The organism is Pseudomonas sp. CROZ-RG-20F-R04-15, from assembly GCF_022662375.1.
In the GTDB taxonomy this organism is placed as follows: Bacteria; Pseudomonadota; Gammaproteobacteria; order Pseudomonadales; family Pseudomonadaceae; genus Aquipseudomonas.
On the sequence record NZ_JAKNQL010000034.1, the window covers coordinates 1 to 24310 of the forward strand.

At 58.3% G+C, this 24310-nt stretch carries 26 protein-coding genes; 11 read left to right on the forward strand and 15 right to left on the reverse strand.

The window, feature by feature from the left end:
- The first annotated feature begins 94 nt into the window (after positions 1-94).
- Entirely contained in the window at positions 95-1408 is a 1314-nt protein-coding gene (locus tag L8H52_RS28420; protein WP_007917930.1) for an ATP-binding protein, read from the forward strand.
- Between the two features lie 214 nt (positions 1409-1622).
- Here L8H52_RS28420 and rimK read toward each other — a convergent pair whose 3' ends face one another.
- From rimK to L8H52_RS28435, 3 genes are read right to left on the reverse strand one after another with little or no spacing between them, the layout of a single operon-like run.
- Entirely contained in the window at positions 1623-2528 is a 906-nt protein-coding gene (gene rimK, locus L8H52_RS28425; RefSeq protein ID WP_007949201.1) for a 30S ribosomal protein S6--L-glutamate ligase, read from the reverse strand.
- Positions 2525-2986 (reverse strand): ATP-dependent zinc protease, encoded by a 462-nt coding sequence (locus L8H52_RS28430; protein ID WP_277930608.1) that lies wholly within the window; start codon positions 2984-2986, stop codon positions 2525-2527. The genes rimK and L8H52_RS28430 overlap by 4 nt, the downstream gene beginning before the upstream one ends.
- Positions 2987-3020: 34 nt before the next feature.
- On the reverse strand, positions 3021-3800 hold the full coding sequence (locus L8H52_RS28435) for an EAL domain-containing protein (protein WP_242209887.1): 780 nt from the start codon (positions 3798-3800) through the stop codon (positions 3021-3023).
- Between the two features lie 116 nt (positions 3801-3916).
- Here L8H52_RS28435 and L8H52_RS28440 point away from each other — a divergent pair, with 116 nt between their 5' ends.
- Positions 3917-4324: an RNA-binding S4 domain-containing protein gene (locus L8H52_RS28440; protein ID WP_242209883.1), complete on the forward strand. Its 408-nt coding sequence runs from the start codon at positions 3917-3919 to the stop codon at positions 4322-4324.
- Between the two features lie 121 nt (positions 4325-4445).
- On the opposite strand, the gene L8H52_RS28445 is transcribed toward L8H52_RS28440, so the two are convergent.
- Entirely contained in the window at positions 4446-5246 is an 801-nt protein-coding gene (locus tag L8H52_RS28445) for a phosphatase PAP2 family protein (protein ID WP_242209882.1), read from the reverse strand.
- A gap of 105 nt (positions 5247-5351) precedes the next feature.
- Here L8H52_RS28445 and hslO point away from each other — a divergent pair, with 105 nt between their 5' ends.
- Together hslO and L8H52_RS28455 are read left to right on the forward strand one after the other, a co-directional pair.
- Entirely contained in the window at positions 5352-6254 is a 903-nt protein-coding gene (gene hslO, locus L8H52_RS28450) for an Hsp33 family molecular chaperone HslO (RefSeq protein ID WP_077570226.1), read from the forward strand.
- Between the two features lie 182 nt (positions 6255-6436).
- Positions 6437-7978: a phosphoenolpyruvate carboxykinase gene (locus tag L8H52_RS28455; protein WP_007917942.1), complete on the forward strand. Its 1542-nt coding sequence runs from the start codon at positions 6437-6439 to the stop codon at positions 7976-7978.
- Between the two features lie 177 nt (positions 7979-8155).
- On the opposite strand, the gene L8H52_RS28460 is transcribed toward L8H52_RS28455, so the two are convergent.
- The 6 genes from L8H52_RS28460 to L8H52_RS28485 form a co-directional block, all read right to left on the reverse strand.
- Entirely contained in the window at positions 8156-8428 is a 273-nt protein-coding gene (locus tag L8H52_RS28460) for a type II toxin-antitoxin system RelE/ParE family toxin (protein ID WP_242209881.1), read from the reverse strand.
- Positions 8428-8871, reverse strand: a complete 444-nt coding sequence (locus L8H52_RS28465) for a hypothetical protein (RefSeq protein ID WP_242209880.1) — start codon at positions 8869-8871, stop codon at positions 8428-8430. The genes L8H52_RS28460 and L8H52_RS28465 overlap by 1 nt, the downstream gene beginning before the upstream one ends.
- 157 nt (positions 8872-9028) lie before the next feature.
- Entirely contained in the window at positions 9029-9328 is a 300-nt protein-coding gene (locus L8H52_RS28470; protein WP_242209879.1) for a hypothetical protein, read from the reverse strand.
- Between the two features lie 323 nt (positions 9329-9651).
- On the reverse strand, positions 9652-9834 hold the full coding sequence (locus tag L8H52_RS28475; RefSeq protein ID WP_242209878.1) for a hypothetical protein: 183 nt from the start codon (positions 9832-9834) through the stop codon (positions 9652-9654).
- Positions 9835-9881: 47 nt separating this feature from the next.
- Positions 9882-11024, reverse strand: a complete 1143-nt coding sequence (locus L8H52_RS28480; protein WP_242209886.1) for a hypothetical protein — start codon at positions 11022-11024, stop codon at positions 9882-9884.
- A 94-nt stretch (positions 11025-11118) separates the two neighbouring features.
- Positions 11119-11394, reverse strand: coding sequence for a hypothetical protein (locus L8H52_RS28485; protein ID WP_007917948.1), 276 nt, complete (start codon positions 11392-11394; stop codon positions 11119-11121).
- Positions 11395-11697: 303 nt separating this feature from the next.
- Between L8H52_RS28485 and L8H52_RS28490 the strand changes: the two genes are divergently transcribed.
- The 4 genes from L8H52_RS28490 (at position 11698) to L8H52_RS28505 (ending at position 16249) form a co-directional block, all read left to right on the forward strand.
- On the forward strand, positions 11698-12201 hold the full coding sequence (locus L8H52_RS28490) for a polysaccharide deacetylase (protein ID WP_242209877.1): 504 nt from the start codon (positions 11698-11700) through the stop codon (positions 12199-12201).
- Between the two features lie 179 nt (positions 12202-12380).
- Entirely contained in the window at positions 12381-14315 is a 1935-nt protein-coding gene (locus L8H52_RS28495) for an ATP-dependent DNA helicase RecQ (RefSeq protein WP_242209876.1), read from the forward strand.
- Between the two features lie 132 nt (positions 14316-14447).
- Entirely contained in the window at positions 14448-15674 is a 1227-nt protein-coding gene (locus tag L8H52_RS28500; RefSeq protein ID WP_242209875.1) for a 3-hydroxyacyl-CoA dehydrogenase, read from the forward strand.
- A 143-nt stretch (positions 15675-15817) separates the two neighbouring features.
- A complete protein-coding gene (locus L8H52_RS28505; RefSeq protein WP_242209874.1) occupies positions 15818-16249 on the forward strand; it encodes a thioesterase family protein in 432 nt (143 codons plus the stop codon).
- Positions 16250-16305: 56 nt separating this feature from the next.
- On the opposite strand, the gene L8H52_RS28510 is transcribed toward L8H52_RS28505, so the two are convergent.
- From L8H52_RS28510 to L8H52_RS28525, 4 genes are all read right to left on the reverse strand, one after another.
- On the reverse strand, positions 16306-16788 hold the full coding sequence (locus L8H52_RS28510) for a glycine zipper domain-containing protein (protein WP_034151892.1): 483 nt from the start codon (positions 16786-16788) through the stop codon (positions 16306-16308).
- Between the two features lie 328 nt (positions 16789-17116).
- Complete coding sequence (locus L8H52_RS28515; RefSeq protein ID WP_242209873.1) at positions 17117-19465, reverse strand: FdhF/YdeP family oxidoreductase; 2349 nt, start codon at positions 19463-19465, stop codon at positions 17117-17119.
- Positions 19462-20301: a formate dehydrogenase accessory sulfurtransferase FdhD gene (gene fdhD / locus L8H52_RS28520; RefSeq protein WP_242209872.1), complete on the reverse strand. Its 840-nt coding sequence runs from the start codon at positions 20299-20301 to the stop codon at positions 19462-19464. The genes L8H52_RS28515 and fdhD overlap by 4 nt, the downstream gene beginning before the upstream one ends.
- Positions 20302-20393: 92 nt before the next feature.
- Positions 20394-21281 carry a LysR family transcriptional regulator gene (locus tag L8H52_RS28525; protein WP_242209871.1) on the reverse strand — a complete coding sequence of 296 codons (888 nt, stop codon included), beginning with the start codon at positions 21279-21281 and terminating at the stop codon, positions 20394-20396.
- Positions 21282-21419: 138 nt separating this feature from the next.
- Between L8H52_RS28525 and lysM the strand changes: the two genes are divergently transcribed.
- A complete protein-coding gene (gene lysM, locus L8H52_RS28530) occupies positions 21420-21860 on the forward strand; it encodes a peptidoglycan-binding protein LysM (protein WP_064388966.1) in 441 nt (146 codons plus the stop codon).
- Positions 21861-21954: 94 nt separating this feature from the next.
- Here the strand turns inward: lysM and yrfG are convergent, their stop codons facing one another.
- The gene (gene yrfG / locus L8H52_RS28535; protein ID WP_242209870.1) at positions 21955-22617 is read right to left on the reverse strand and encodes a GMP/IMP nucleotidase; all 663 of its coding nucleotides are present in this window, start codon (positions 22615-22617) and stop codon (positions 21955-21957) included.
- Between the two features lie 88 nt (positions 22618-22705).
- Here yrfG and nudE point away from each other — a divergent pair, with 88 nt between their 5' ends.
- Positions 22706-23272: an ADP compounds hydrolase NudE gene (gene nudE / locus L8H52_RS28540; protein ID WP_242209869.1), complete on the forward strand. Its 567-nt coding sequence runs from the start codon at positions 22706-22708 to the stop codon at positions 23270-23272.
- A 5-nt stretch (positions 23273-23277) separates the two neighbouring features.
- Positions 23278-24111 (forward strand): 3'(2'),5'-bisphosphate nucleotidase CysQ, encoded by an 834-nt coding sequence (gene cysQ, locus L8H52_RS28545; RefSeq protein WP_242209885.1) that lies wholly within the window; start codon positions 23278-23280, stop codon positions 24109-24111.
- The last annotated feature ends 199 nt before the right edge of the window (positions 24112-24310 follow it).

A 24310-nucleotide genomic window follows, 5' to 3' on the forward strand; every position in this document is an offset into this window, starting at 1 on the left:
CGGGTCTGCAGGTTTGGTCGAACGGCCAGCCCGCAGACTCGCAATCCGCAATATGCGAGCATTGCTCGCTCCTGCAAGTGTGTAGCGGTTATAGATGAAAACCCCCGTCTGGTTCCCCCAAAGCTTTTTCTCCCGCACCCTCTGGCTGGTGCTTATCGTCGTGCTGTTTTCCAAGGCACTGACCCTGGTTTATCTGTTGATGAACGAGGACGTGCTGGTGGACCGCCAATACAGCCACGGCGTCGCCCTGACGCTGCGTGCCTATTGGGCCGCCGATGAAGAAAACCGCGCGAAGATTGCTGATGCCGCGACCCTGATCCGGGTGGTCGGCGCCGGTGTGCCGGAAGGCGAGCAGCACTGGCCGTACAGCGAAATCTACCAACGGCAAATGCAGGCAGAACTCGGTGCCGACACCGAAGTGCGCTTGCGCATGCACTCGCCGCCGGCGTTGTGGGTCCGCGCGCCGAGCCTCGGTGATGGCTGGCTGAAGGTGCCGCTGTATCCGCACCCGTTGCGCGGCCAGAAAATCTGGAACGTGCTTGGCTGGTTCCTCGCCATCGGCTTGTTGTCGACGGCATCGGCGTGGATTTTCGTCAGCCAGCTCAACCAACCCTTGAAGCGTCTGGTGTATGCCGCCCGGCAACTGGGTCAGGGTCGTAGCGTGCGTCTGCCAATCAGCGACACACCGAGCGAAATGACCGAGGTATATCGCGCCTTCAATCAGATGGCTGAAGACGTCGAGCAGGCCGGCCGCGAGCGCGAGTTGATGCTGGCCGGCGTGTCCCATGACTTGCGCACACCGTTGACGCGGCTGCGGCTGTCGCTGGAATTGATGGGCGATCGCAATGACCTGACCGACGACATGGTGCGCGACATCGAAGACATGGACGCGATTCTCGACCAGTTCCTCGCGTTTATTCGTGATGGTCGCGACGAGTCGGTGGAAGAGGTGGATCTGACTGATCTGGTGCGCGAGGTCGCGGCGCCGTACAACCAGAATGAAGAGAAGGTGCGTTTGCGTCTGGAGCCGATCCAGCCGTTTCCGCTGCGTCGGGTATCGATGAAACGCTTGCTGAACAACCTGATCGGCAACGCCTTGAACCATGCCGGCGGTCACGTTGAAGTCGCGGCTTATGTGTCCGGTGACGTCAGTGCGCCGTATGTGGTGCTGAGTGTGATGGACCGTGGCGCGGGGATCGATCCTTCGGAGCTGGAGGCGATCTTCAACCCCTTCACACGGGGCGATCGTGCCCGGGGCGGGAAGGGTACTGGCTTGGGTTTGGCGATCGTGAAGCGGATTGCTTCGATGCATGGCGGCAATGTTGAACTGCGTAACCGGTCTGGTGGTGGGCTGGAAGCGCGGGTGCGGTTGCCGTTGGGGTTGATGTTGCCTAGGGATGCTGTGTAGATCAAAAGCCCCTCACCCCAGCCCTCTCCCGGAGGGAGAGGGAGCTGACCGAGGTGTCTTGCGTCATACATCGACCTGAAAGACTGAGTCGATTATGGATTCGGCACAGCAGGATCAGGTCGGCGTATCTCTTAAGCATCCCCCAATCAGTCCCCTCTCCCTCTGGGAGAGGGTTAGGGTGAGGGGCTCTTGCTCTTAGCTCTAGCTCTTGGCTCTAGCCCTTGCCTTTGGTCCGGGTCATATTCGGTCCGCCATTCTTCTCAAGATGCTCAATGATGATCCCCGCCACGTTCTTGCCCGTGGTGGTCTCGATCCCTTCCAGTCCCGGCGACGAGTTCACTTCCATCACCAGCGGCCCGTGATTGGAGCGCAGGATATCAACACCCGCCACAGCCAGGCCCATGACCTTGGCGGCGCGCAATGCAGTCATGCGTTCTTCCGGGGTGATCTTGATCAGGCTGGCGCTGCCGCCGCGATGCAGGTTGGAACGGAATTCACCGGGTTTGGCCTGACGTTTCATGGCGGCGATGACTTTGTCGCCGACCACAAAGCAACGAATATCCGCGCCGCCCGCTTCCTTGATGTATTCCTGAACCATGATGTTCTGCTTCAGGCCCATGAACGCTTCAATCACCGATTCGGCAGCGGTCGCGGTTTCGCACAGCACCACGCCGATACCCTGGGTGCCTTCCAGCACTTTGATCACCAAAGGCGCGCCGTTGACCATGTCGATCAGGTCGGGAATGTCATCCGGCGAGTGCGCAAAACCAGTCACCGGCAAACCAATACCGCGACGCGACAACAGTTGCAGCGAACGCAGCTTGTCCCGTGAACGGGCGATAGCCACCGATTCGTTTAGCGGGAACACCCCCATCATTTCGAACTGGCGCAACACCGCGCAACCATAAAACGTCACCGACGCGCCGATCCGCGGAATCACCGCATCGAAGCCTTCCAGCGGTTTGCCGCGATAGTGGATCTGCGGCTTGTGGCTGGCGATGTTCATGTAGGCGCGCAAGGTGTCGATCACTACCATTTCATGCCCGCGCTCGGTTCCGGCTTCGACCAGACGGCGGGTGGAATACAGACGCGGGTTCCGCGACAGCACAGCGATCTTCATGCAACACCTGTGGAGGAGGTAGATACCGGGAACACCGGCTTGTCTTGTACATATTTGATGCCCGGATTGACTACCAACTGGCCATCGATCAGGGCTTTGGAACCGAGTAACAGGCGATAGCGCATGGACTTGCGGCAGGCGAGAGTGAACTCGACCGGCCACACTCGATCTCCAAGGGCCAGGGTGGTGCTGATCACGTAGCGCACCTGCGCATGGCCGTTGGAGCTTTTAATGGTTTTGCGGGTTACCAGTGGCGCTTCGCAGCGACGGTGACGCAACTGCACCACCGTGCCCAGGTGCGCGGTGAAACGCACCCACTTCTCACCGTCACGCTCGAACGGCTCTATGTCGGTGGCATGCAGGCTGGAGGTGCTGGCGCCGGTGTCGATTTTCGCCCGCAGGCCCGCGACTCCCAAATTCGGGAGCGCCACCCACTCGCGCAGACCGACAACGGTCAAATGGTCAAATGTCTTCAATAGAAAAAACCAACGATTAACGCGTCCAGACCTCAGGTGAAACCTGGGCCAACGCTTTGAATGCAGGTTTGGCGAACCAGTAGCCCTGCATCAGAAATATTCCACAGTCCGCCAGGAAGTCCCGTTCACCGGCGCTCTCAATGCCTTCGGCAATGACTGTAACGTCCAACTCCGCACAGATTGTGACAATCCCTCGGACGATCGCCTGACGAACACGGTCTTGATCGACATCGCGGATCAGCGCCATGTCGAGTTTGATCAGGTCCGGTTGGAAATCAGCCAGCAGATTGAGCCCCGAATAACCGGCACCGAAATCATCGATGGCGGTCTTGAAGCCGAATTCGCGGTATTCACGCAGAATATTGGTCAAATGGCGATAGTTATCTACGTGCTCGCTTTCCAAGGTTTCGAAAATCAGTCGATCGATAGGGAAGCGGTGTTTTTTTGCTGCCTCAAGCGTACTGCGAATGCACAGCTCTGGACGATAGACCGCGTTGGGCATGAAGTTGATCGACAAGTGTGTCTGCATATTTAGATTGGCCGCGCCTTCGATGGCCCGGGTCCGGCAGAGCTGGTCGAAACGATAGCGGTTGTCTTCTGTAACCTGATTCAACACAGTCAATGCGCCTTCACCGCGCACCCCACGGACCAGCGCTTCATGGGCGAAAACCGATTGGTTGCGCAGATCGACGATAGGTTGGTAGGCAAAGTCAAAATCGAAGCCCAACGGTTCACTGTGCTGACAGCCCTGGCAACCGGTGTTGTTCGAGGTTAATGAAGACGGAAATTTAGTCACTCGATCACTCCATGCCGATGAACCGGCCAAGCTCACAGTCTATCTGGAGGGCCGAGTTCTTGCGCCTGACAGAAACGGTAGTACAGTTCCGACTACTGGCCGAACGAGGAATTCAAATGGCACAAAAAAGCGAAGAGGACGACAAGGTCCGTCTCGACAAGTGGTTGTGGGCTGCGCGGTTTTACAAAACCCGTGCCTTGGCCAAAGCGGCGATCGAGAGCGGCAAGGTGCATTGTCGCGGTGAGCGCTGCAAACCTGGTAAAGAGCCGCGCATTGGCGATGAGTTCGAGATTCGAACCGGGTTTGAAGTGCGTACGGTGAAGGTTGAGGCGTTGTCGATCGTGCGGCGCGGCGCACCCGAGGCGCAGACGTTGTATGCGGAGACCGAGGTGAGTATTGCCAAACGTGAAGCCGCTGCGGCGATGCGCAAGGCGGGCGCGTTGGGCGTGAGCACCGACGGCAAGCCGAGCAAAAAGCAGCGGCGGGATTTGTTCAAGTTTCGCGGCAGCAGTAACGACGAATAATCGCGTTGTTGGTGTTGGCCTCTTCGCGAGCAGGCTCGCTCCCACAGGAGATTGCATTTCAATGTGGGAGCGAGCCTGCTCGCGAATCGAGGGCGCAGCCCTCGCCGAAGACAGCTCGGTATCAGGCGCTACGCACCACACTCATCCGCGACACCAGCGGCAACTTGCCCAGCAGCGCGAATATCGGCGCTGTCACTTTCAACCAGAAGTTCGAGGCGTGATACGCAAACGGCGTGTAGTAACCCCAGCCCAACGCCCACACCGCCAGCAGCACACCGCCGATGTAATCGTCCTGACCCCAATGCGCACCGGCCACCAGTCGCGGCAGCATGAACAACAGCGCCAGGCCCCAGATCGTCACAAACTGCCCGACGGTGCGACTGAATACGCCCATGAACAGCGCCCAGATCAGCAATACCGAAGCGTGGTCACCCGGGAAACTCTGACTCGAGCGATCCTTCAGCTCCCAGGTTTTTTCCAGATGCGGGAAGTAATCGCTGATGTGTACCGCGCCTTCCAGCACCATCGACGGGCTGCTGTGCTGCCAATCCATATGGTCGGCGAACTTGGAAAACAGCGCGCGGATCACCACCATCAACAGCAGGATCGAGAAAAAACCGAAGAATGCGCGACGCACATCAATCGCCCTGAACACCCAGTCGCCCTTGATCAGCAGTGTCAACAGGATCAGGCCAACGACGATGTCGAACGGTCGCAGACTTGCAATTGCCCAGATGTGGAGCCATATCGGGTTGCTGGCCAGCGGTGCATTGAGTGAGCGGAACAGCCACTCGTCGAAAATCACACACAGCGCGTTGCCCGTAGGCCATAACCAGAAAGCCAGTAGCGCCAACGGCACTACGTTGCAAAGAACCAGCCGGCCGAGGTTCCACCTAGATTGGAACAAACCCGGATTGTTCATAAAATGCCTCCCATGGCAGAGCAGTCGGCACCAAAAAGAGTGCCAAGAAGCGCAAATTTTCACGCCTTGTAACCATTTTGTCACCACATTCAGATACCCAAAATTATGACCGAGCTAGCGGATACCGATTTCACCCAACGTTTCATCTTCGATGACAGCGACACACGCGGCGAACTGGTTGCGCTTGAGCGCAGCTATGCCGAAGTCCTCGCCAAGCACCCGTACCCTGAGCCGGTCGCGCAACTGCTCGGCGAATTGATGGCGGCGGCCTCGTTGCTGGTGGGCACCCTGAAGTTCGATGGTTTGCTGATTCTGCAGGCACGTTCGGAAGGCCCGATCCCGATGCTGATGATCGAGTGCTCCAGCGAGCGCGACATCCGTGGCCTGGCGCGTTACGACGCCGAGCAGATCATGCCGGACGCGACCCTCGCTGACCTGATGCCGAATGGCGTTCTGGCCCTGACTGTCGACCCGACTGTTGGCCAGCGTTATCAGGGCATCGTCGACCTCGACGGCGAAACCCTCTCCGACTGCTTCACCAACTATTTCGTCATGTCGCAACAGGTCGGCACTCGCTTCAAGCTGTTTGCCGACGGCCGTCGCGCCCGTGGCCTGCTGCTGCAGCAATTGCCGGCTGACCGTCTGAAAGACGAAGAAGATCGCGCCGCCAGCTGGCAGCACATCACCGCGCTGGCCACCACCCTGACCGCCGATGAATTGCTCAGCCTGGACAACGAAACCGTCCTGCATCGCCTCTACCATGAAGAGCAGGTTCGTCTGTTCGATGTGCAGAAACTGCGCTTTCGTTGCAGCTGCTCGCGGGAACGCTCCGGCAATGCGTTGGTCAGTCTCGGTCTGGAAGATGCGCAGCAATTGGTGGTCGAACACGGTGGCAACATCGAGGTTGATTGCCAGTTCTGTAACGAGCGCTACCTGTTCGATGCCACGGATGTTGCTCAATTGTTCGCTGGCGCAGGCGTCGACACGCCGTCAGATACCCGGCACTAAAACGGTTCAGCGCAGGTAAATTCACTGCGTAACGACGGAATATCGCCGTTACGACGGGAGGACCCTACTCTTTTTGGGCGTTTCTGGCATAATCCGGCCCACTTTTTGTCGCGGTAGTAGTGCACGACTTTCTACTACAAAACGTTTGGAGCACACTCGGCCACTGGCCGACGGGGAATCTCATGACGCAAGCCAATAACGCCGTGTACACCGATCTGAGTGTTGATGATCTGGTAAAAGAAGCCTTGAATCGCGGTGAGGGCGAGCTTGCCGATACCGGCGCTCTGGTTGTTCGCACCGGTCACCGCACCGGTCGTTCGCCTGTTGACCGTTTCATCGTTGAAGAGCCTTCCACCCAGGCCGCTATCGCCTGGGGCCCGATCAACCGCAAGTTCCCGGCCGACAAGTTCGACGCGCTGTGGGCTCGCGTTGAGGCGTTCAACAACGCGCAAGAGCACTTTGTGTCCCACGTGCATGTAGGCGCGGCGGAAGATCACTACCTGGCCGTGAAAATGACCACCCAGACTGCCTGGCAGAATCTGTTCGGTCGTTGCCTGTTCATCAACCCGGCCCAGTACAACCCGGCCGGTCGTGAAGAGTGGCAAGTGCTCAACGTGGCCAACTTCGAGTGCGTGCCTGAGCGTGACGGCACCAACTCCGACGGTTGCGTGATCCTCAACTTCGCACAGAAGAAAGTGCTGATCGCTGGCATGCGTTACGCCGGTGAGATGAAGAAAGCCATGTTCTCCGTGCAGAACTTCCTGCTGCCGGCCGCTGACGTGCTGCCAATGCACTGCGCTGCCAACATCGGCGAAGAAGGCGACGTGACCCTGTTCTTCGGTCTGTCGGGCACCGGTAAAACCACCCTGTCGGCTGATGAAAGCCGTTACCTGATCGGTGACGACGAACACGGCTGGGGCGAAGGCGTGGTGTTCAACATCGAAGGCGGTTGCTATGCCAAGTGCATCGACCTCTCCGAGAAGAACGAGCCCGTTATCTGGAAAGCCATCAAACACGGTGCCGTGCTGGAAAACGTTGTCATCGACGACGCCAAGCACGCCGACTACGCCGATGTCAGCCTGACCCAGAACAGCCGCGCCGCGTACCCGCTGGAGCACGTTGCCAAGCGTTCCGAGCACAATCTCGGTGGCGAGCCAAACGCTGTAATCTTCCTGACCTGCGACCTGACCGGCGTACTGCCGCCAGTGTCGATCCTCAACGAAGAACAAGCGGCCTACCACTTCCTGTCCGGCTACACCGCTTTGGTGGGCTCGACTGAAATGGGTTCCGGCAGCGGCATCAAGTCGACCTTCTCCACCTGCTTCGGCGCACCGTTCTTCCCGCGTCCGGCTGGCGAGTACGCTGAGCTGCTGATCAAGCGCATCCGCGGTTTCGGCTCCAAGGTCTACCTGGTCAACACCGGCTGGACCGGCGGCGGCTACGGCGTCGGCAAACGCTTCAACATCCCGACCACCCGCGCGGTGATCGCAGCGATCCAGAGCGGCGCGCTGATCGGTGCAGCCACCGAACACCTCGACACCATCAACCTCGACGTGCCACTAGCCGTACCGGGCGTTGAAACCAACCTGCTCAACCCACGCAACACCTGGGCTGACAAGGCTGCGTACGACGAGGCCGCGAAAGCACTGGCCGGTCTGTTCATCGAGAACTTCAAGAAGTTCGAAGTGAGCGACGCGATCAAGGCTGCAGGGCCTAAGTTGTAAGATTGGTTTGTCGTGAATGAAAAAGCCGCCTTTTGGGGCGGCTTTTTTGTGGGTGATAGGTTGGGTGTCATTATCAGATCAACTGCCATTATTCCCGCAGCATTCGCGTTAAACAGCCAGAATAATGCTACTTAGGTAGCCGCGAACTCAAAACGCCGTTCTTCTTCTCTTCAGCCTTCATAGCCATTGCCGCCTGCTATGCAGTACTCGCAGCATCTCCACAGCATCAACTTTGATTGTGTAGATGATGTAGTAGTTTGGGGTGACAACCATTTCGCGGGTGCCTTGCGCGATACCTCTTTTGTATAAAGCTGGCTGCTGGCGGACGCTTTCTCCCTTCGATTCGAAAAGCTCATCGAGCTTAATCGCTGCAGCGGGATTTTCCTGGCCGATACGCTCCATGATGTTTTCTCGGTCATCCAGCGCCTCTTGGCGCCAGACCAACCTCATCAACGTACTCGCTGACGCAGGGCATCCCGCTTGGCGGCAAATATCCTGCGAGCGTCTTCATCGCTGACGCTGGGTCTTGGGTCATCAATGCTGATTTGTACCTGTTGCTTGACCCATTCTTCATATGCCGCAGCTTCATGAGCTTGTTTCATCGCTTCGGCGCGATCAGGGCGGGCATAGGTTTTTATCTGCAGAGGATCATAGCTGGAGGCGTCCACATCGAAGTGATTGAGACCTACTCCTTGCAGGTAGGTCACCAGTGTTTCGAACCGCTTGAACAGTCGCACCTGACCACTGCGTTGTGCTGCCAGTGAATATTCTTTGTTTCCTTGCTGAATCTGAATTGACCAGCCACCGGGTTTGGCGACGATATGTGCGCTACTGATCGAACCATTCTCAAACAATCGCGCGAGAGTACTGTGATCGATGGTTTCAGTGGTCATGAAGGCGAGCTCTTGGTTGAACAATGGCTCCCATCGTACGCAATCAATAATAGTTTGCAAAATTCAACTCCTGTGCTGGACGCCGGGTGTGCAGCATCCATGTTCTTTGGTCAGGCAGGCGCTAGTTATTTGGGTGCGCATCTGCCTGAGATTGTTTTCAGGCTGGTGCCTTCCAATTGAGCATTCGCTGCTGCGCAACCTGCAGCAGGTCACAGCCATCCTGCGTCAGCAGATAGAGGGCGTGGGTGATGTGGGGGATGTCTTCGACGTCGGCTTGTCTGAAGTTGAGGCAGTAAAGGGTGCGTAGCAGGACGCTTGAAGCGCGCAGGCGCTGGACGGCGCATTCGAGGATGTCTTGCGGGTTGGCGGCTGTATCGATGAGCAGAGGCTTGGAGTCGGTGAGGTTGGATTCGAGTGGGCGGTAGCGATCGGTGGTGAATTGATTCCATGTTTTCATTATTTTTGCCTCGTTTTTTGCGTCATGAGAATCCGTACCCACCGTGACCAAGCGATAGGTGGCGGACTGCGTTCGGGTTGGTCAACCGATGAGGCATTCACAACCGGCACGCCCTAGGGCGTCCCGAACGCAGCCGCCATAAAGCGTGCTGACACAAAAAAGCGCCAGCAGCATACAACGACTGTGAATGCGCATCTAATACGGGTGACCAAGCCCGAGCCGCTGATTTGGCAGCGACAGTCACGACTATAGAGACGAGCTACACGACGGCGATAGAAGACAAGGAGTCTGTCTTTGTAGGAATAGGACGTAGATTCAATAGGTCATTGCTGACAATCCTTCAGACGTCTTAAACGAGCGCGTTTATCTGCCATCAGTTTCCTGCTTACTTCATCGGAAATGCTTGGCCGAGGATCATCAATGCTGGCTTGGACCTGCCGGATGAACCATGCCTCGTAGGTTTCCTCGTCGCTAGCCTTTTCCGATTCACCGCTCGTACTGTTCATCGTTCTATTTCCTTCTTGGTTAAAAACCTATCGGTCGCCGCTCCGCCTCAACCAATAACCCGATACGCCGCCACATCCAGCACACTCGTCGTCAGCCCCGTTGCAGGCGCGTAAATCGGGCCTTTCACCGCCGAGAACGGCACGCCTTTGCTGCCCAGCGAAACATAGCGCTCACCTTTATCCAGTTCGGTGAAGTAGGTGTAGGAAATGCTGTGCATCTGCTTGTAGCGCGCTTCGTCGGCGACGATAGCGCCCGTCAGGCGCAGCAGATCTGTTTCGCTCAGATTCAGGGTTTTGTTCAGTTGTACGCCCCAGCGCTTGAGGCAGGTTTCGGCGAGGTGGCGGACGATGCGGCCAGGTTCAACCAGCGTTTTCAGGTCGCCGCTGTTGGTGGGTACGCCGCCGGCGGAGGTGGCGTTACCGGCCATGGTCGCGTGACGGCCGGCCATCGGGTAGACGCGGGTTTTAGTGCCAGTGGCGGTTTGCGGAATGACACAGCTGAAGCCCTTGGAGCGTTCATCGCGGGCATAGAAAGCGACATATTCTTTGACGTTGGCGCCGAGTTTGACCCGGTTTTCCTGGAAGTTTCCGATACCCGGAACAGGGTCCAATGCAAAGATGTTCACCGGAATGTTTTTAAGTTGGCTGTCCTTTAACATCGTATTGGCCAGCATGTGGCAACTTATGCCGCCTCGGCTCCAACCCACCAGATTGACGCGGGTGGGAATAATGCCATCTTTGCGGAAGGTTCTGATGATCCCTTCCTGTAACTTCTGTTGAGTAATGCTGCGGTCGCCGTAGTTGTACTTTCGCCACATCCACGAGCCTTCGACTTTGACATCGTCAATAGGAATCCCGGCGGCTTTAAGGCGGTTGTATTCGGCCTCGGTCAGTTGCTCACGCTGCCAGTCGCATTTGCCCTTGATGACATTGACGGCATGCTGCACGTTTTCCTCCCAGCCTTTGCCAAACAGTGTGCCGGTAAGGCCGTACTCCTTGGTTTTGGTGAACAGATCGTCAGCTTGCAGGTTGCCGCTGCCGGGTCCGTCGACGACGATCCATTCGGCAAACTCACGGCCGGTATGGTTGGCAGCCAGTGTGGAAACCAGTTCGCCATCCCAGAAATTTTCATGGGCGGTATCGAACTTGTTGGAGCCAGTGCCGCAAAAAAATATAGTTAGAACTGTCATGGTGTTGCTCTCGTTTAGTTGTAAGAGCGAACAAGTTAGTGTCAGTTGTATATATAAATAAAGCGTGATGGTGTTTCCGTATTTGTAATGTGGATTAGTTGTATGTTGTTTGCGGTGGTTTCTGTTTGGCAACTTCAAGCAGGTCGCAACCATCCTGCACCAATAAATAAAGTGCGTTGACGATGTTGGGAATATCTTTGACGTCAGCTTGTTTGAAACATAAGCAATAAAGTGTTTCCAGCAAATCACCGGCTGCACGCAGACGCTGATCGGCGGCATTGATCAGATCCGTCTGGCTGGAGTGGCTGTCGATAAGCAGTACCGGGTTTTCGCTGTAACAAGTCTTGAGTGGGCGATAGCGGTTGATCATGGTGAGGTGTGTCCTGTTCTAAAGCGCTGGGGCGGGCCGGCAGCGGGTTTGCAGCCGCGCCGGCCACTATAGAAGGGCGTTTCTCTGTGGGACAAGACAGCCGCAATGGACAGTCTTCGTAGGGGTTTTTCCGTGTTTTGAGGAAATGCCCTACGTGTTTTCGCAGCTTTTTCAGACCAAAACCCTTAGGCGTAATAATTCCTACGTGATTGTCAGGCGATTCGAGGTAAACCGCTGTATCGTGCGCGCCAGAATCTGTAGGGCGTTTCCAGACGTCTGACACGCGCTTAAAGGGAATTAGGTATGCACTGGCTACGAATGGCCGCGATTTTATGGCTGGGGTTGGGCACTTGCCGTTTGGCGATGGCCTCTGACGTTGGCAACGCGTGGGTGCTGGATCCTCTTGATCGCACTGGTTGGCCTGATGCCCTTATAAGTCAGGCAAGCATGGACACGGCCTCGCGCGGTGAGGTGTTGATGTTCGCCAAAGCGCTGTTGGCCAGCGAAACACTGGATGAGGTCGGACTTGAACAGCGGCTCGGTGTGACGCACGTGCAACTTGATTCGATTCGCCAAGTGCGCGACGGCCTCTGGGAGGGCTTGTTGAGCACCTATCGCAACGCCAGTCAGAACTGTGATGAACAACCGTTCTGCCCGCGTGTGCGCAGCGTCGCTGACTTGCGTCAGTTGGCGGCAGCGTTCACCGGCGACATCAGCCCGGCCCATGCGCTGTGGGCGAGCAAGAGCCAAAATATCCATGAGCAGATGCTGAACGAGCAGTTGCGGGTGGCGGTTTTGCGTCCCTGAACTTCAGGATTCTGCGTTGTTCTGACCGGCCTCTTCGCGAGCAGGCTCGCTCCCACAGGACCGTGACGTTCAAGTAATCGCTGTATCATTCCGAATCGATTTGGCCCCGACCTTTTCTCGACTCGCTGCGATCGCCCGCTAGGCTGTTGGCATGGCAGCAGTCAATGGAGTGACAGCGAATGCACAACACCCTGGAACAGGTTTTTGGTTTTCCACAGTTTCGACCCGGACAAGAAGCTGCGATCAGCGCGGTGCTGGCCGGGCGCTCGGCGGCGGCGATTTTTCCCACCGGTTCCGGCAAGTCGATTTGTTATCAATTGCCGGCGCTGATGTTGCCGCACCTGACGCTGGTAGTCTCGCCGTTGCTGGCGCTGATGCAGGATCAGTTGGCCTTTTTGCAGCGACACGGTATCTCGGCGGGCAGCATCGATTCGGCGCAGAGCCGCGATGACGCCAATGATGTGATGGCCCGCGCCCGTTCGGGTGAACTGAAAATTCTGATGATCTCGGTGGAGCGCTTGAAGAACGAGCGTTTTCGCAACTTTTTGCAGCAGGTGCCGATCTCGCTATTGGTGGTGGACGAGGCGCATTGCATCTCGGAATGGGGCCACAACTTCCGGCCCGATTATCTCAAGCTGCCGGACTATCAGCGTCAGTTCAATATCCCGCAAACCTTGCTGCTGACCGCTACGGCAACACCGAAAGTCATCGCCGACATGCAGGCTAAATTCGCGATCGCCGCCGCTGATGTGGTGACCACCGGTTTCTATCGGCCCAACCTCAATCTGCTGGTGGAGCCGGTACGTGGCCAGGACAAGCGCCGGCGGCTGGTGGAGTGGATGGCCGAGCGCCCGGGACAGCCGAGCATCGTCTATGTGACCTTGCAGAAAACCGCTGAACACATCGCCGAACACCTCGAGCGCAATGGCATTCAGGCCGAGGCGTATCACGCAGGTTTAGCCCACGACAAACGCGAGGCGATCCAGAAACGCTTCATGGCCGGGCAGTCCAATTGCATCGTCGCGACCATCGCTTTCGGCATGGGCATCGACAAAAGTGACATCCGCCATGTGGTGCACTTTGATCTGCCCAAATCCATCGAAAACTACAGTCAGGAAATCGGCCGCGCCGGACGCGACGGGCAGCCGTCGGACTGCCTGGTATTGGCCAATCGCGACAGCCTCAATGTGCTGGAAAACTTCGTTTACGGTGATACCCCGGAGCGCGACGGCATTCGTTATGTGCTCAACGAACTGAAAGCCTCGGTGCCGGAAGGCCAGTGGGAGTTTCTGCTCGGGCCATTGGCGGATCAGAGCAATATTCGCTCACTTCCGTTAAAGACATTGCTGGTGCAACTGGAGCTGCGCGGTTTGATTGCGCCGCGCTACGCCTACTACGCCGAATACCGTTTCAAATACCTGCTGGAACCCGAAGCACTGCTTGAGCGTTTCGACGGTGAGCGCAGGGATTTCGTCGCCGCAATCATTCAGACCTCGGCGCGTGCGCGCACTTGGGCAACGGTGAATTTCGAGGCGATGTATTCGCAGTATTCCGCCGAGCGCAATCGGGTGGTGAAGGCGCTGGATTATTTTCAGGAGAAGGGCTGGGTCGAGCTGGAAAGCAAGCAGATGACCGAGGTCTACAGTCTGCTGAACAGCGACTTTGACAGCGATGTTCTGAGCACTGAGCTGCATGAATATTTCACCCGGCATGAGCAGGCTGAAGTGGCGCGTATCCACGCGATGCTTGAAGTGTTCGCCACCGAACGCTGCCTGGGTTATCGCCTGGCGGAGTATTTCGGTGATCACAATGCGCCCGAGCGATGTGGGCATTGTTCGGTGTGTCACGGCCAGGTTGCGCGGTTGCCGCCACCACCGGAGTTGCCAGCGCTTGTGGATAAAAACTTTGCGGCGCTGTGTGGCGATTTTATCCACAAGCATGAGCAGCACACCGGGGTTCTGCCGACGGCGGAGCGGCTGACAAGGTTTCTGTGCGGGATCAGCGTGCCGTTGTTCACCAAGCTCAAGGCGCGAGCGATTCCCGGGTTTGCGGCATTGGAAGAGTATCCCTATGCCGAAGTCCGGAAATGGGCTGACGATCATTTGCTCGATTAAACATAAATCCTGTGGGAGTCAGGGCGCCTGCATCCATCCGCTGAATGTCGATCATCACGGTAATAAACTTCAAAAACCGTCGCTGGCTGACTATGGTGAGACCAGTCTTTGGATCGCCAACAAGAGAACAACATGAGCCAGACATCCTTCGATATTCAGCAGGCCGCCGTGATCGGTGCGGGCACCATGGGCCGTGGCATTGTCATGTGCCTGGCGAATGCCGGCGTGAGCGTGCAGTGGGTGGATAACAATCCACAGATGCTTGAGCAGGCACTCGTCACCGTCGCCGAAACCTATGCACACAACGTGCGCCAAGGCCGGATTGATCAGATCGAGGCGGATGCACGTATCGCTCGGGTCAGGGCGGCGGCGGATTACGCGGCGATCCGCAATGTCGATCTGGTGATCGAGGCGGTGTACGAAAATCTTGAGCTGAAGCAGAAGATTTTTCGTGAACTCGATGGCTTGCTCAAGCCAGAGGCACTGTTGGCGAGCAATACGTCGGCACTGGATATCGATGCGATAGCCGCAGCGACAAAGCGTCCGAATCAGGTGCTGGGCCTGCATTTCTTCAGCCCGGCGCACATCATGAAACTGCTGGAAATCGTGCGCGGCGCGCAGACTTCGCCGGCAGTTCTGGATGCAGCGCTGGCGCTGGGCAAGCGTATGGGCAAGGTCAGTGTGGTGTCGGGCAATTGCCACGGGTTTATCGGCAATCGCATGTTGCATCCGTATGTACTGGAGGCGCGCAAGATGTTGCTTGAAGGCGCTTATCCACAGCAGATCGACGCGGCGCTGCAAGGTTTTGGTTTCGCCATGGGGCCGTTTCGCATGTACGACGTCGTCGGCATCGATCTGGAGTGGCGTGCACGCGAGCTGGCCGGGAAGGGGCAGGATGCGCCGCAGGTTCAGGTGGATAACCGCTTGTGCGAGCTGGGCCGGTTTGGCCAGAAGTCTGGCAACGGTTATTACCATTACGAACCGGGCAGTCGTCAGGCGGAACACGATCCTGAGGTCGATGCGCTGGTATTGCAGGTCAGTGAAGGTCTGGGCTTTCAACGTCGCGAGATCGGTCCTGAGGAGATTCTGGAGCGCTGCCTGCTGGCATTGGTCAACGAGGGCGCGAAGATTTTGCAGGAAGGTATTGCCGAGTCCGCGCACGATATCGACCTGGTGTATCTGAACGGCTACGGGTTCCCGGCGGAGAAGGGCGGGCCGATGGCCTGGGCCGATCAGCATGGGCTGGCGGATATTCATCAGCGCTTGCTGGCGCTGGAGACGCGGCAGGGTGATCAGTGGAAACCGGCACGGTTGATTGGTGAGTTGGCGGCGCAGGGTAAGGGATTTGCAGATCGTTAAGTCTGGCGGCGGTGCTGACGCCTTCGCGAGCAGGCTCGCTCCCACAGGAGAGCGCATTTCAAATGTGGGAGCGAGCCTGCTCGCGAAGGGTGCAGCGCGATTTTGAATTAGACTCGCCCATTAACTTCAGGGATTGTTGAGCAATGTCCAACCCGATGCCACAACGCGCCGACTACCCACACTTCCAGCCCATCACAACGCGCTGGCATGACAACGACGCCTACGGTCACGTCAACAACGTCACTTACTACAGCTTCTTCGACACGGCGGTGAACACCTATCTGATTCAGGTCGGAGGTCTGGATATCCATGACGGTGAAGTAGTGGGATTCGTGGTCAGCTCGGCGTGTGATTACTTCGCCTCGATCGCGTTTCCGGATCTGATCGAGATCGGTCTGCGGGTCGGCAAGTTGGGCAACAGTTCGGTGCAATATGAACTGGCGGTGTTCAAGGTCGGCGAAAGTGAAGCGTGCGCGGCCGGGCGCTTCGTTCATGTATTCGTCGATCGGGCGAGTAATCAGCCAGTGCCGATCCCTGCCCGGTTGCGCGAGGCGCTGGAGCGTCTGGTGGTTTGAAATAGGCAAAAAAAAATCGCAGCCCTCGGGCTGCGATTTTTATTCAAGCATTCGCCTTAACGATGGCGATAGTACTTGTGATGCTTGCGGTGGCCATAGGCATGGCCGCGACCACGGTGGTCGTCGCGATAGTAGCGGCGATCATCATGGCGACGGTCGTAACGACGGTCGTCGTCATCGCTCTTGTTGCCCATGTAGTTGCCGAGCGCGCCACCGGCACCACCACCTGCTGCGGAGCCGATCAGGCTGCCGGTGGTGCCGCCCATGCTGCGGCCGACTACGTTACCGCCGGCTGCGCCCAGCGCACCACCGATGGCGGCTTCGCCACGGCTGCGTTTGTCGGCACCAACCGCACTACCACCCGCGCCGCCCAGGGCTGCGCCGATGGTGGAACCTGTATTGCCGCCTAAAGACTGACCGACGACCGAGCCAAGAACCCCGCCCAATGCGCCGCCCACACCTGCTTCGGTGGTGCCGCCTGCAGACGCCAAACCACTGACCAGGCCAAGGGACAACAAGAGAATCGAGGAGAACTTCATAGATGAGCCTCAAAGGGATGACGGCGCCGATCCTGAGGCTGTGTAACAAGCGTGACAATCGAAATCCGACGAATAACACGACTTGTATACAATTTTGCAAGTTGCTGTTTTATCAGCGGAACTTAGCTGATTTTTGCCGGTCTTTAGCTACTTCGGACAGGCCGCTTTTGTGAAAAAGCGGCCTTTTTTGTGGGCGTTTGAAAAGTGCGAGCGGGAAGAAATGCATTGAATGTCCAACCGCCTTCGCGAGCAGGCTCGCTCCCACATTTGAAATGCAGTCCAATGTGGGAGCGAGCCTGCTCGCGAAGGGGCCGATTCAAGCGCCGTGTTAAGCAGACTTGGCCATGATCAACCCGGTCTCACTCGCCGCTTCCAGTCGAATCGCAATGAACTTCGACGTCGGCGTATGGCTGCCATCCCCAGTGCTTTCCAACGGCACCAGCGGATTCACTTCCGGGTAATACGCCGCCGCTTGCCCGGCCGGAATATCAAATGCCAGCAGCGTGAAGCCCTTAACCCGACGCTCGCGGCCATCATCCCACAGCGAAACGATGTCAGCCTTCTGCCCCGGACGGAAGCCCAGACGAATGATGTCCGCCTCGTTGGCGAACAGCACATCACGCTGACCCTTGACCCCGCGATAACGGTCATCGAGACCATAAATCGTCGTGTTGTACTGATCGTGGGAGCGCATCGATTGCAGGATCAGATCCGGCAGTTGCCCAGTGGCGCGGGTGCGTTCGTGGACCAGATCCTTGGGCAGCATGTTCGCGCGGAAGTTGGCGCGGCCCGACGGCGTGTTCCACTTGCGCGCGCCAGCGCTGTTGCCGAGGTAGAAACCGCCTGGGTTTTTGATCTTCTCGTTGAACTCTTTGAAGTTGGGAATGGTGTCGGCGATCAGGTCGCGGATGCGCCCGTAATCGGCCACCAGCCAGTTCCAGTCCACCGGTTTGCTGCCCAGCGTGGCGGCAGCGATACCGGCGATAATCGACGGCTCGGAGCGCATCTGGTTCGACAGCGGCTGCAACTGACCGTTGGAAGCGTGAACCATGCTGAACGAGTCTTCCACGGTGACCGCTTGCGGGCCTTCGGTCTGGATGTCGATGTCGGTACGACCGAGGCACGGCAGGATCAGCGCGTCCTTGCCGTGAGCCAGATGGCTGCGGTTGAGCTTGGTGCTGATCTGCACGGTGAGGTCGCAATTGCTCAGCGCTGCGAACGTGCGCGGACTGTCCGGCGTGGCTTGGGCGAAGTTACCGCCCAGACCGATGAAGACTTTGGCGCGACCTTCGGCCATCGCGTGGATCGCCTCGACCACGTTGTGGCCGTTGTGGCGCGGCACCTTGAACTGGAAGCGACGCTCCAGCGAATCGAGGAACGCCGCCGGCGGACGCTCGTTGATGCCCATCGTGCGGTCGCCCTGCACGTTACTGTGGCCGCGCACCGGGCACAGACCCGCACCCGGTTTGCCGATGTTGCCGCGCAACAGCATCAGGTTGGCGATTTCCTGGATGGTCGGCACCGAATGGCGGTGCTGGGTGATGCCCATCGCCCAGCACATGATCACGTTCTTGCCTTTGGCGTACATGCGCGCGGCTTGTTCGATCTCGACAAGAGTCAGGCCTGATTGCTCGACGATCTGTTCCCACGGTGTGTCATCGACCACGCCCAGGTACTCGAGCACGTTGGCGCTGTGGGCATTGAGGAAGTCGTGATCGAACACGGCAGGTTCGCCCTCCTTCTGCGCGTCACGCTCCCACTGCAGGAGGAACTTGGCCATGCCGCGCAGCAGCGCCATGTCGCCACCGAGCGCCGGACGGAAATAGGCGGTGTTGGTCGGCTTGTCACCGTTGGTGAGCATTTCGATCGGGTGTTGCGGGTGCTGGAAACGTTCCAGGCCGCGTTCCTTCAACGGGTTGATGCACACCACTTGTGCACCGCGCTTCACTGCTTCACGCAGCGGTTCGAGCATCCGTGGGTGGTTGGTGCCGGGGTTCTGGCCCCAGACGAAAATCGCGTCGGCGTGTTCGAAATCGTCGAAGGTCACCGTGCCTTTACCGACGCCAACGCTTTGCGCCAACGCCACACCGCTGGCCTCGTGGCACATGTTCGAGCAGTCAGGGAAGTTGTTGGTGCCGTAGGCGCGCACGAACAGCTGATACAGATACGCCGCCTCGTTGCTGGCGCGACCCGAGGTGTAGAACTCGGCCAGATCCGGGCTCGGCAGGCTTTGCAGGTGTTTGGCGATCAGCGTGTAGGCGTCGTCCCAACTGATCGGTTTGTAGCGATCGGTTTCGGCGTCGTAGACCATCGGCTCGGTCAGACGACCCTGATACTCGAGCCAGTAGTCGCTCTGCTCCAGCAGCGAAGTGACGCTGTGCTTGGCGAAGAACTTGGCGTCCACGCGGCGCTTGGTCGCTTCCCAGTTCACTGCTTTGGCGCCGTTCTCGCAGAACTTGACCATGCCGCTTTCCGGCGAATCACCCCAAGCGCACCCCGGGCAGTCGAAGCCGCCGTTCTGGTTGGTCTTGAGCATCATGCGCAGGTTTTTCAGGGCGTTGTCGCTGGTCAACCAGGCCTGAGCCACACTGATCAGGGCACCCCAGCCGCCGGCGGCGCCTTTGTAAGGCTTGTAGCGCGGGACAGGTTTCTGGTCGGCTTGATGATGTTGGCTCACGCTTGATTCTCCATCGCGGGGCTATACACCCGCGGCGCACTTTTCTGCGGCAGGTGGATGAGATTGAGGTTGTGTCGACGGGCCCACTGCACGGCGAGGCCGGTGGGTGCGGACAGACTGACCAGGGTCTGGATGCCGGCACGCAAGACTTTCTGGATCAATTCGAGGCTGCAACGGCTGGTGACAATCGCCAGTCCGCCTGCTGTGGATATCTTCTGGCGGATCAGCCCGCCGATCAGCTTGTCGAGGGCGTTGTGCCGGCCGATGTCTTCGCGCCCGAGCAGTAATTCGCCGCTGCCATTCATGAACACTGCCGCGTGCACCGCGCCGCAGTGTTGACCTAAAGGCTGAAACGCGCCGATGCGCTGGCGCAAACCGTCCAGCCATTCGATTGGTGGCAGCGCTGCGCCGGGCAGCACCTTGAGATCGGGCAACGCTTGCTCCACCGCTTCCACGCCGCACAAGCCGCACCCGCTGGTGCCTGCCATTTGCCGGCGCTGTTGCTTGAGGTTCCAGAAAGCGCGATTGGCGATGGTCACTTGCGCATATTGTGCTGAGCCGGCCCCTGTCAGTTGCAGGTCGTAGATATCGGTAGCGTCTTCGATGATGCCGCTGCCGAGGCTGAAACCGACGATGAAGTCTTCAAGATCGGTCGGCGTCACCAGCATCACCGCCTGACTGATGCCGTTGTAGGCGATCGCCAACGCGACTTCCTCGGCCAGCGCGGTGCTGGCCGATTCCTCGCGGGGCAAATCGCTGTAACTGTAGGTCTGACTGGCGGCAGGCGCGGGCGTTTCAAGTGCAGGCGCCGCGCAGGCTGGGCGCTTGGCGTTCATGGCATCACCGACGGTTTGATCAACGTTAAGACTAGGCGCGGCAACTTGTCGCGTCTAATCGCTAGTGTCGATCTATCGATAGATGCCGTCGATCAAGGGGCCGTTGGCGATTTCTGATACAGCGCGAAACAGGCCTCGGCCAGCGCTGAACGTGGGGCGCCACGGCGCATGATCAGGCCCAGCGGCGCGAGGGTCTGAGCGTTTTCGATGGGTTGCAGGCGCAGGTGGTCGGTGAGTTTTTCCAGGCCGCCGTCGAGCGGCATGATCGCGCAGCAGAAACCGCCGTGTACTGCTTGTAACAATTGATGCACAGCGTCGGTTTGCAGCAAGGGTTGCGGGGTCAGGCTGCGGCTGTGGAAGTTGTGGTCGATGGACTGGCGAAAATGCATGCCGCTGGTGAGCATGCCCAGCGGCAGTTCGATCAGCGATTCCCAGCTCAACGGTGCTTCACCGAAGGTAAAGGTTCGCTGGTCGTATAAAAGGCCCATGCGGGTTTCGTTGAAGGCCAGTGATTCGAAACGTTCGTTATCCAGACGATCCAGATAGGACACGCCGAGGTCGATACGGTTGTTCGCCAGGTGTTCGAGGATCTGTTCAGAACTCAGCGCCGACATTTCGAAACGCAGGTTCGGGTGGGCGCTGTGCAGACGTTGCATCAACGGCAGCGGATCGAAACTCGACAGCGGCACCACGCCCAGTCGCAGCGTGCCGATCAGGTTGCCACGACAGGCTGCCGCTTCTGCATGCAACCCGTCGTAAGCCGCCATCACCGAACGTGCCCACGCCAGCACGCGCTCGCCCGGCGCGGTGAAACCTTCGAAACGCTGGCCACGGTTGACCAGCGGCAGGTCGAGTTCTTCTTCGAGGCTGCGCAGGCGCATCGACAGGGTTGGCTGGGTGATGTGGCAACGCGCGGCGGCCTGGCCGAAGTGGCGGGTTTCGTCGAGGGCGATGAGGAATTTCAGCTGCTTGATGTCCATCTTCGCTCCGGGCGCTGGCAGGGTTGGGGGATTCTACCGCTTGCGCGGTGGCAGGGTCATTGGTCGGCTTGGAACCGGGTTTGTCTGCGGTGGTCTAGGCTTGGACGACTGAACCTTTATTCCATGGAGAGAACCACGATGAGTCTTTTAAGTTTTGTAAAAGAAGCCGGTGAAAAGCTGCTCGATCTGCTGACCCCGGGCAACGCCAATGCCAGTGAGCAGTTGAAGGAGCACATCAGCAAGGTTGGCCTGGGCAATCCGAATGTGCAGGCGACGGTGGATGGCGACAAAGTGACTGTCACCGGTGAAGTGGCGAGTCAGGAAGAGAAAGAGAAGATTCTGCTGGCGGTGGGCAATATTGCCGGGGTTGGCAGCGTGGATGATCAGATCACCGTGAGCGGGCCAGTTGTCACTGCCGCACAATTTGTCGTGGTCAAGTCGGGTGACACTCTCAGCGCGATTTCTCTGCGCGTGTACGGGGATGCCAACAAGTATCAGAAAATTTTCGATGCCAACAAACCGATGCTCAAGGATGTGAACAAAATCTATCCGGGGCAGACGCTGCGTATTCCTGAGTAACCCGTCGGAACGCCACCCGAAGCAGGCTCGCCCCCACATTGGATCGCATTCAAAATGTGGGAGCGAGCCTGCTCGCGAATGGGGCAACTCAGTATCAAAGCCCTGCGATCAAACGGCGATAATCCTCAACCGCCGCAAACTCAGCCGTGTCCTTCGGTCCCTTGCGGCTGTCCGGCTCTTTCACCGCCAGCAAATGCGCCACACCAAATTCCCGCGCACTGCGCAGAATCGGCAAGGTATCGTCGATAAACAGACTGCGCGCCGGATCAAAGCCGATGTCCGCCTGCAAGGCATCCCAGAACTGCGGATTCTCCTTGGGAAAACCGTAATCATGCGAGCTGATCAGCCGTTCGAAATACGGCGCCAGTTCGATTCGCTCAAGCTTCAGCGACAGTGAGTCGCGATGGGCATTGGTGATCATGATCACCCGTTTGCCGGCGCGTTTGATCGCCGCCAGAAACGTATCGGCGTCCGGGCGCAGGGCAATCAGGTGCGCGGTTTCCTGTTTCAACTCACGCACCGACAACTTCAGCTCGGCACTCCAGAAATCCAGGCAGTACCACTGCAACTGGCCGGCATGGCGTTCGAACAACGGCTGCAATTCCATTTCGGCCATGGCGCGGCTGACCCCGTGCAGTTCGGCGTAACGCTGGGGCAGGTGTTCCAGCCAGAAGTGATTGTCGAAGTGCAGATCCAGCAGCGTGCCGTCCATGTCGAGCAGAACGGTATCGATGTCGGACCATGGTAATGAAGGCATGGCAACGTCTCGAACGGTAGAAAGATATCCGACATAAACAATCGGGAAAGCCGCGTTATAGTAGCGCGTTCACGCCAAGGAGCTTTGCATGCGCCAGAAACCCACCGTACTTGCCCGCGAGATCGTCGCCACCAGTCGCCTGTTTTGCGTTGAAGAACTCAAACTGCGTTTTTCCAACGGCGTGGAACGCACGTATGAGCGTCTGGTCGGCAAAGGTGCGGGTTACGGCGCGGTAATGATCGTGGCGATGCTGGACGCCGAACACGCGGTGTTGATCGAAGAGTATTGCGGCGGCACTGATGAATACGAACTGTCTCTGCCCAAAGGCCTGATCGAGCCCGGTGAAGATGTGTTGGCGGCGGCCGAGCGCGAGCTCAAGGAAGAGGCCGGTTTTGGCGCACGGCAACTGGAGCATCTGACCGAACTGTCGCTGTCGCCCGGTTACATGAGCCAGAAGATTCAGGTGGTCCTGGCCACTGATTTGTATGAGGAGCGTCTGGAAGGCGATGAGCCGGAGCCGATGCGCGTCGATAAAGTGAACCTGCGCGAACTGTCGTCGCTGGCGCTCAATCCTCAATTCTCCGAAGGTCGCGCGCTGGCAGCCCTGTATTTGACCCGCGATCTGTTGACCGAGCGTGGGTTCTTTCCAGCATGAGTGAGATGTCGATGAAGTTTCCCCACCCGTTGATGACCCCGGTCGTTGAGCTGGCATTGCAGGCTGGCGAGGCGATCTTGCCGTTCTGGCGCGTTGGCGTTGAAGTCACGGCCAAGTCCGATGACTCGCCAGTGACGGCGGCGGACCTGGCCGCGCATCACCTGATCCTGGCCGGGCTGACGGCGCTGGATCCGAGCATTCCCGTGTTATCGGAAGAAGACGCCAACATCCCTCAGGACGTGCGCGCGGGCTGGCAGCGCTGGTGGTTGGTGGATCCGCTGGATGGCACCAAGGAGTTCATCAGCGGCAGTGAAGAATTCACCGTCAATATTGCGCTGATCGAAAACGGTCGGGTGGTGTTTGGCGTGGTGTCGATGCCAACCAATGGTCGCTTCTATGTCGGCGGCGCCGGGCTTGGGGCTTGGCGTTGCGACAAGGGCGGCACGCCGGTTGCGATCCAGGTGCGTGATGTGCCGGGGCCGGGAGAGGCGTTTACCGTGGTGGCCAGTCGTCGACACTCCAGCCCGGAACAGGAGCGTTTGTTGGCTGGGCTGAGTGCAAGCCTTGGCGAGTTGCAACTGGCGAACATTGGCAGCTCGCTGAAGTTTTGTCTGTTGGCCGAAGGCGCGGCGGATTGCTATCCGCGACTGGCGCCGACTTCGCAATGGGACACGGCGGCGGCGCAAGGTGTGCTCGAAGGGGCGGGTGGTGAGGTGTTGGATCTGTGCGGGAACGCGTTCTGTTATCCGGCGCGGGAATCGCTGCTCAATGAGTTCTTTTTGGCGCTGCCGGCGAAGGCGGCGTGGCGTTCCAGATTGTTGGAGTTGGCTCGGGGTTAAGTGGGCTGATCCGTAATCCCCCTCACCCCAGCCCTCTCCCCCAGGAGAGGGAGCCGACCGCAGGATATTTCAGAGCAACGCCGACCTGGTCGAACTTTGCTGAATCCATAATCGCTGCGATCGTTCAGGTCGATGTATAACGCAAGACACCTCGGTCAGTCCCCTCTCCCTCGGGGAGAGGGCTAGGGTGAGGGGCTTT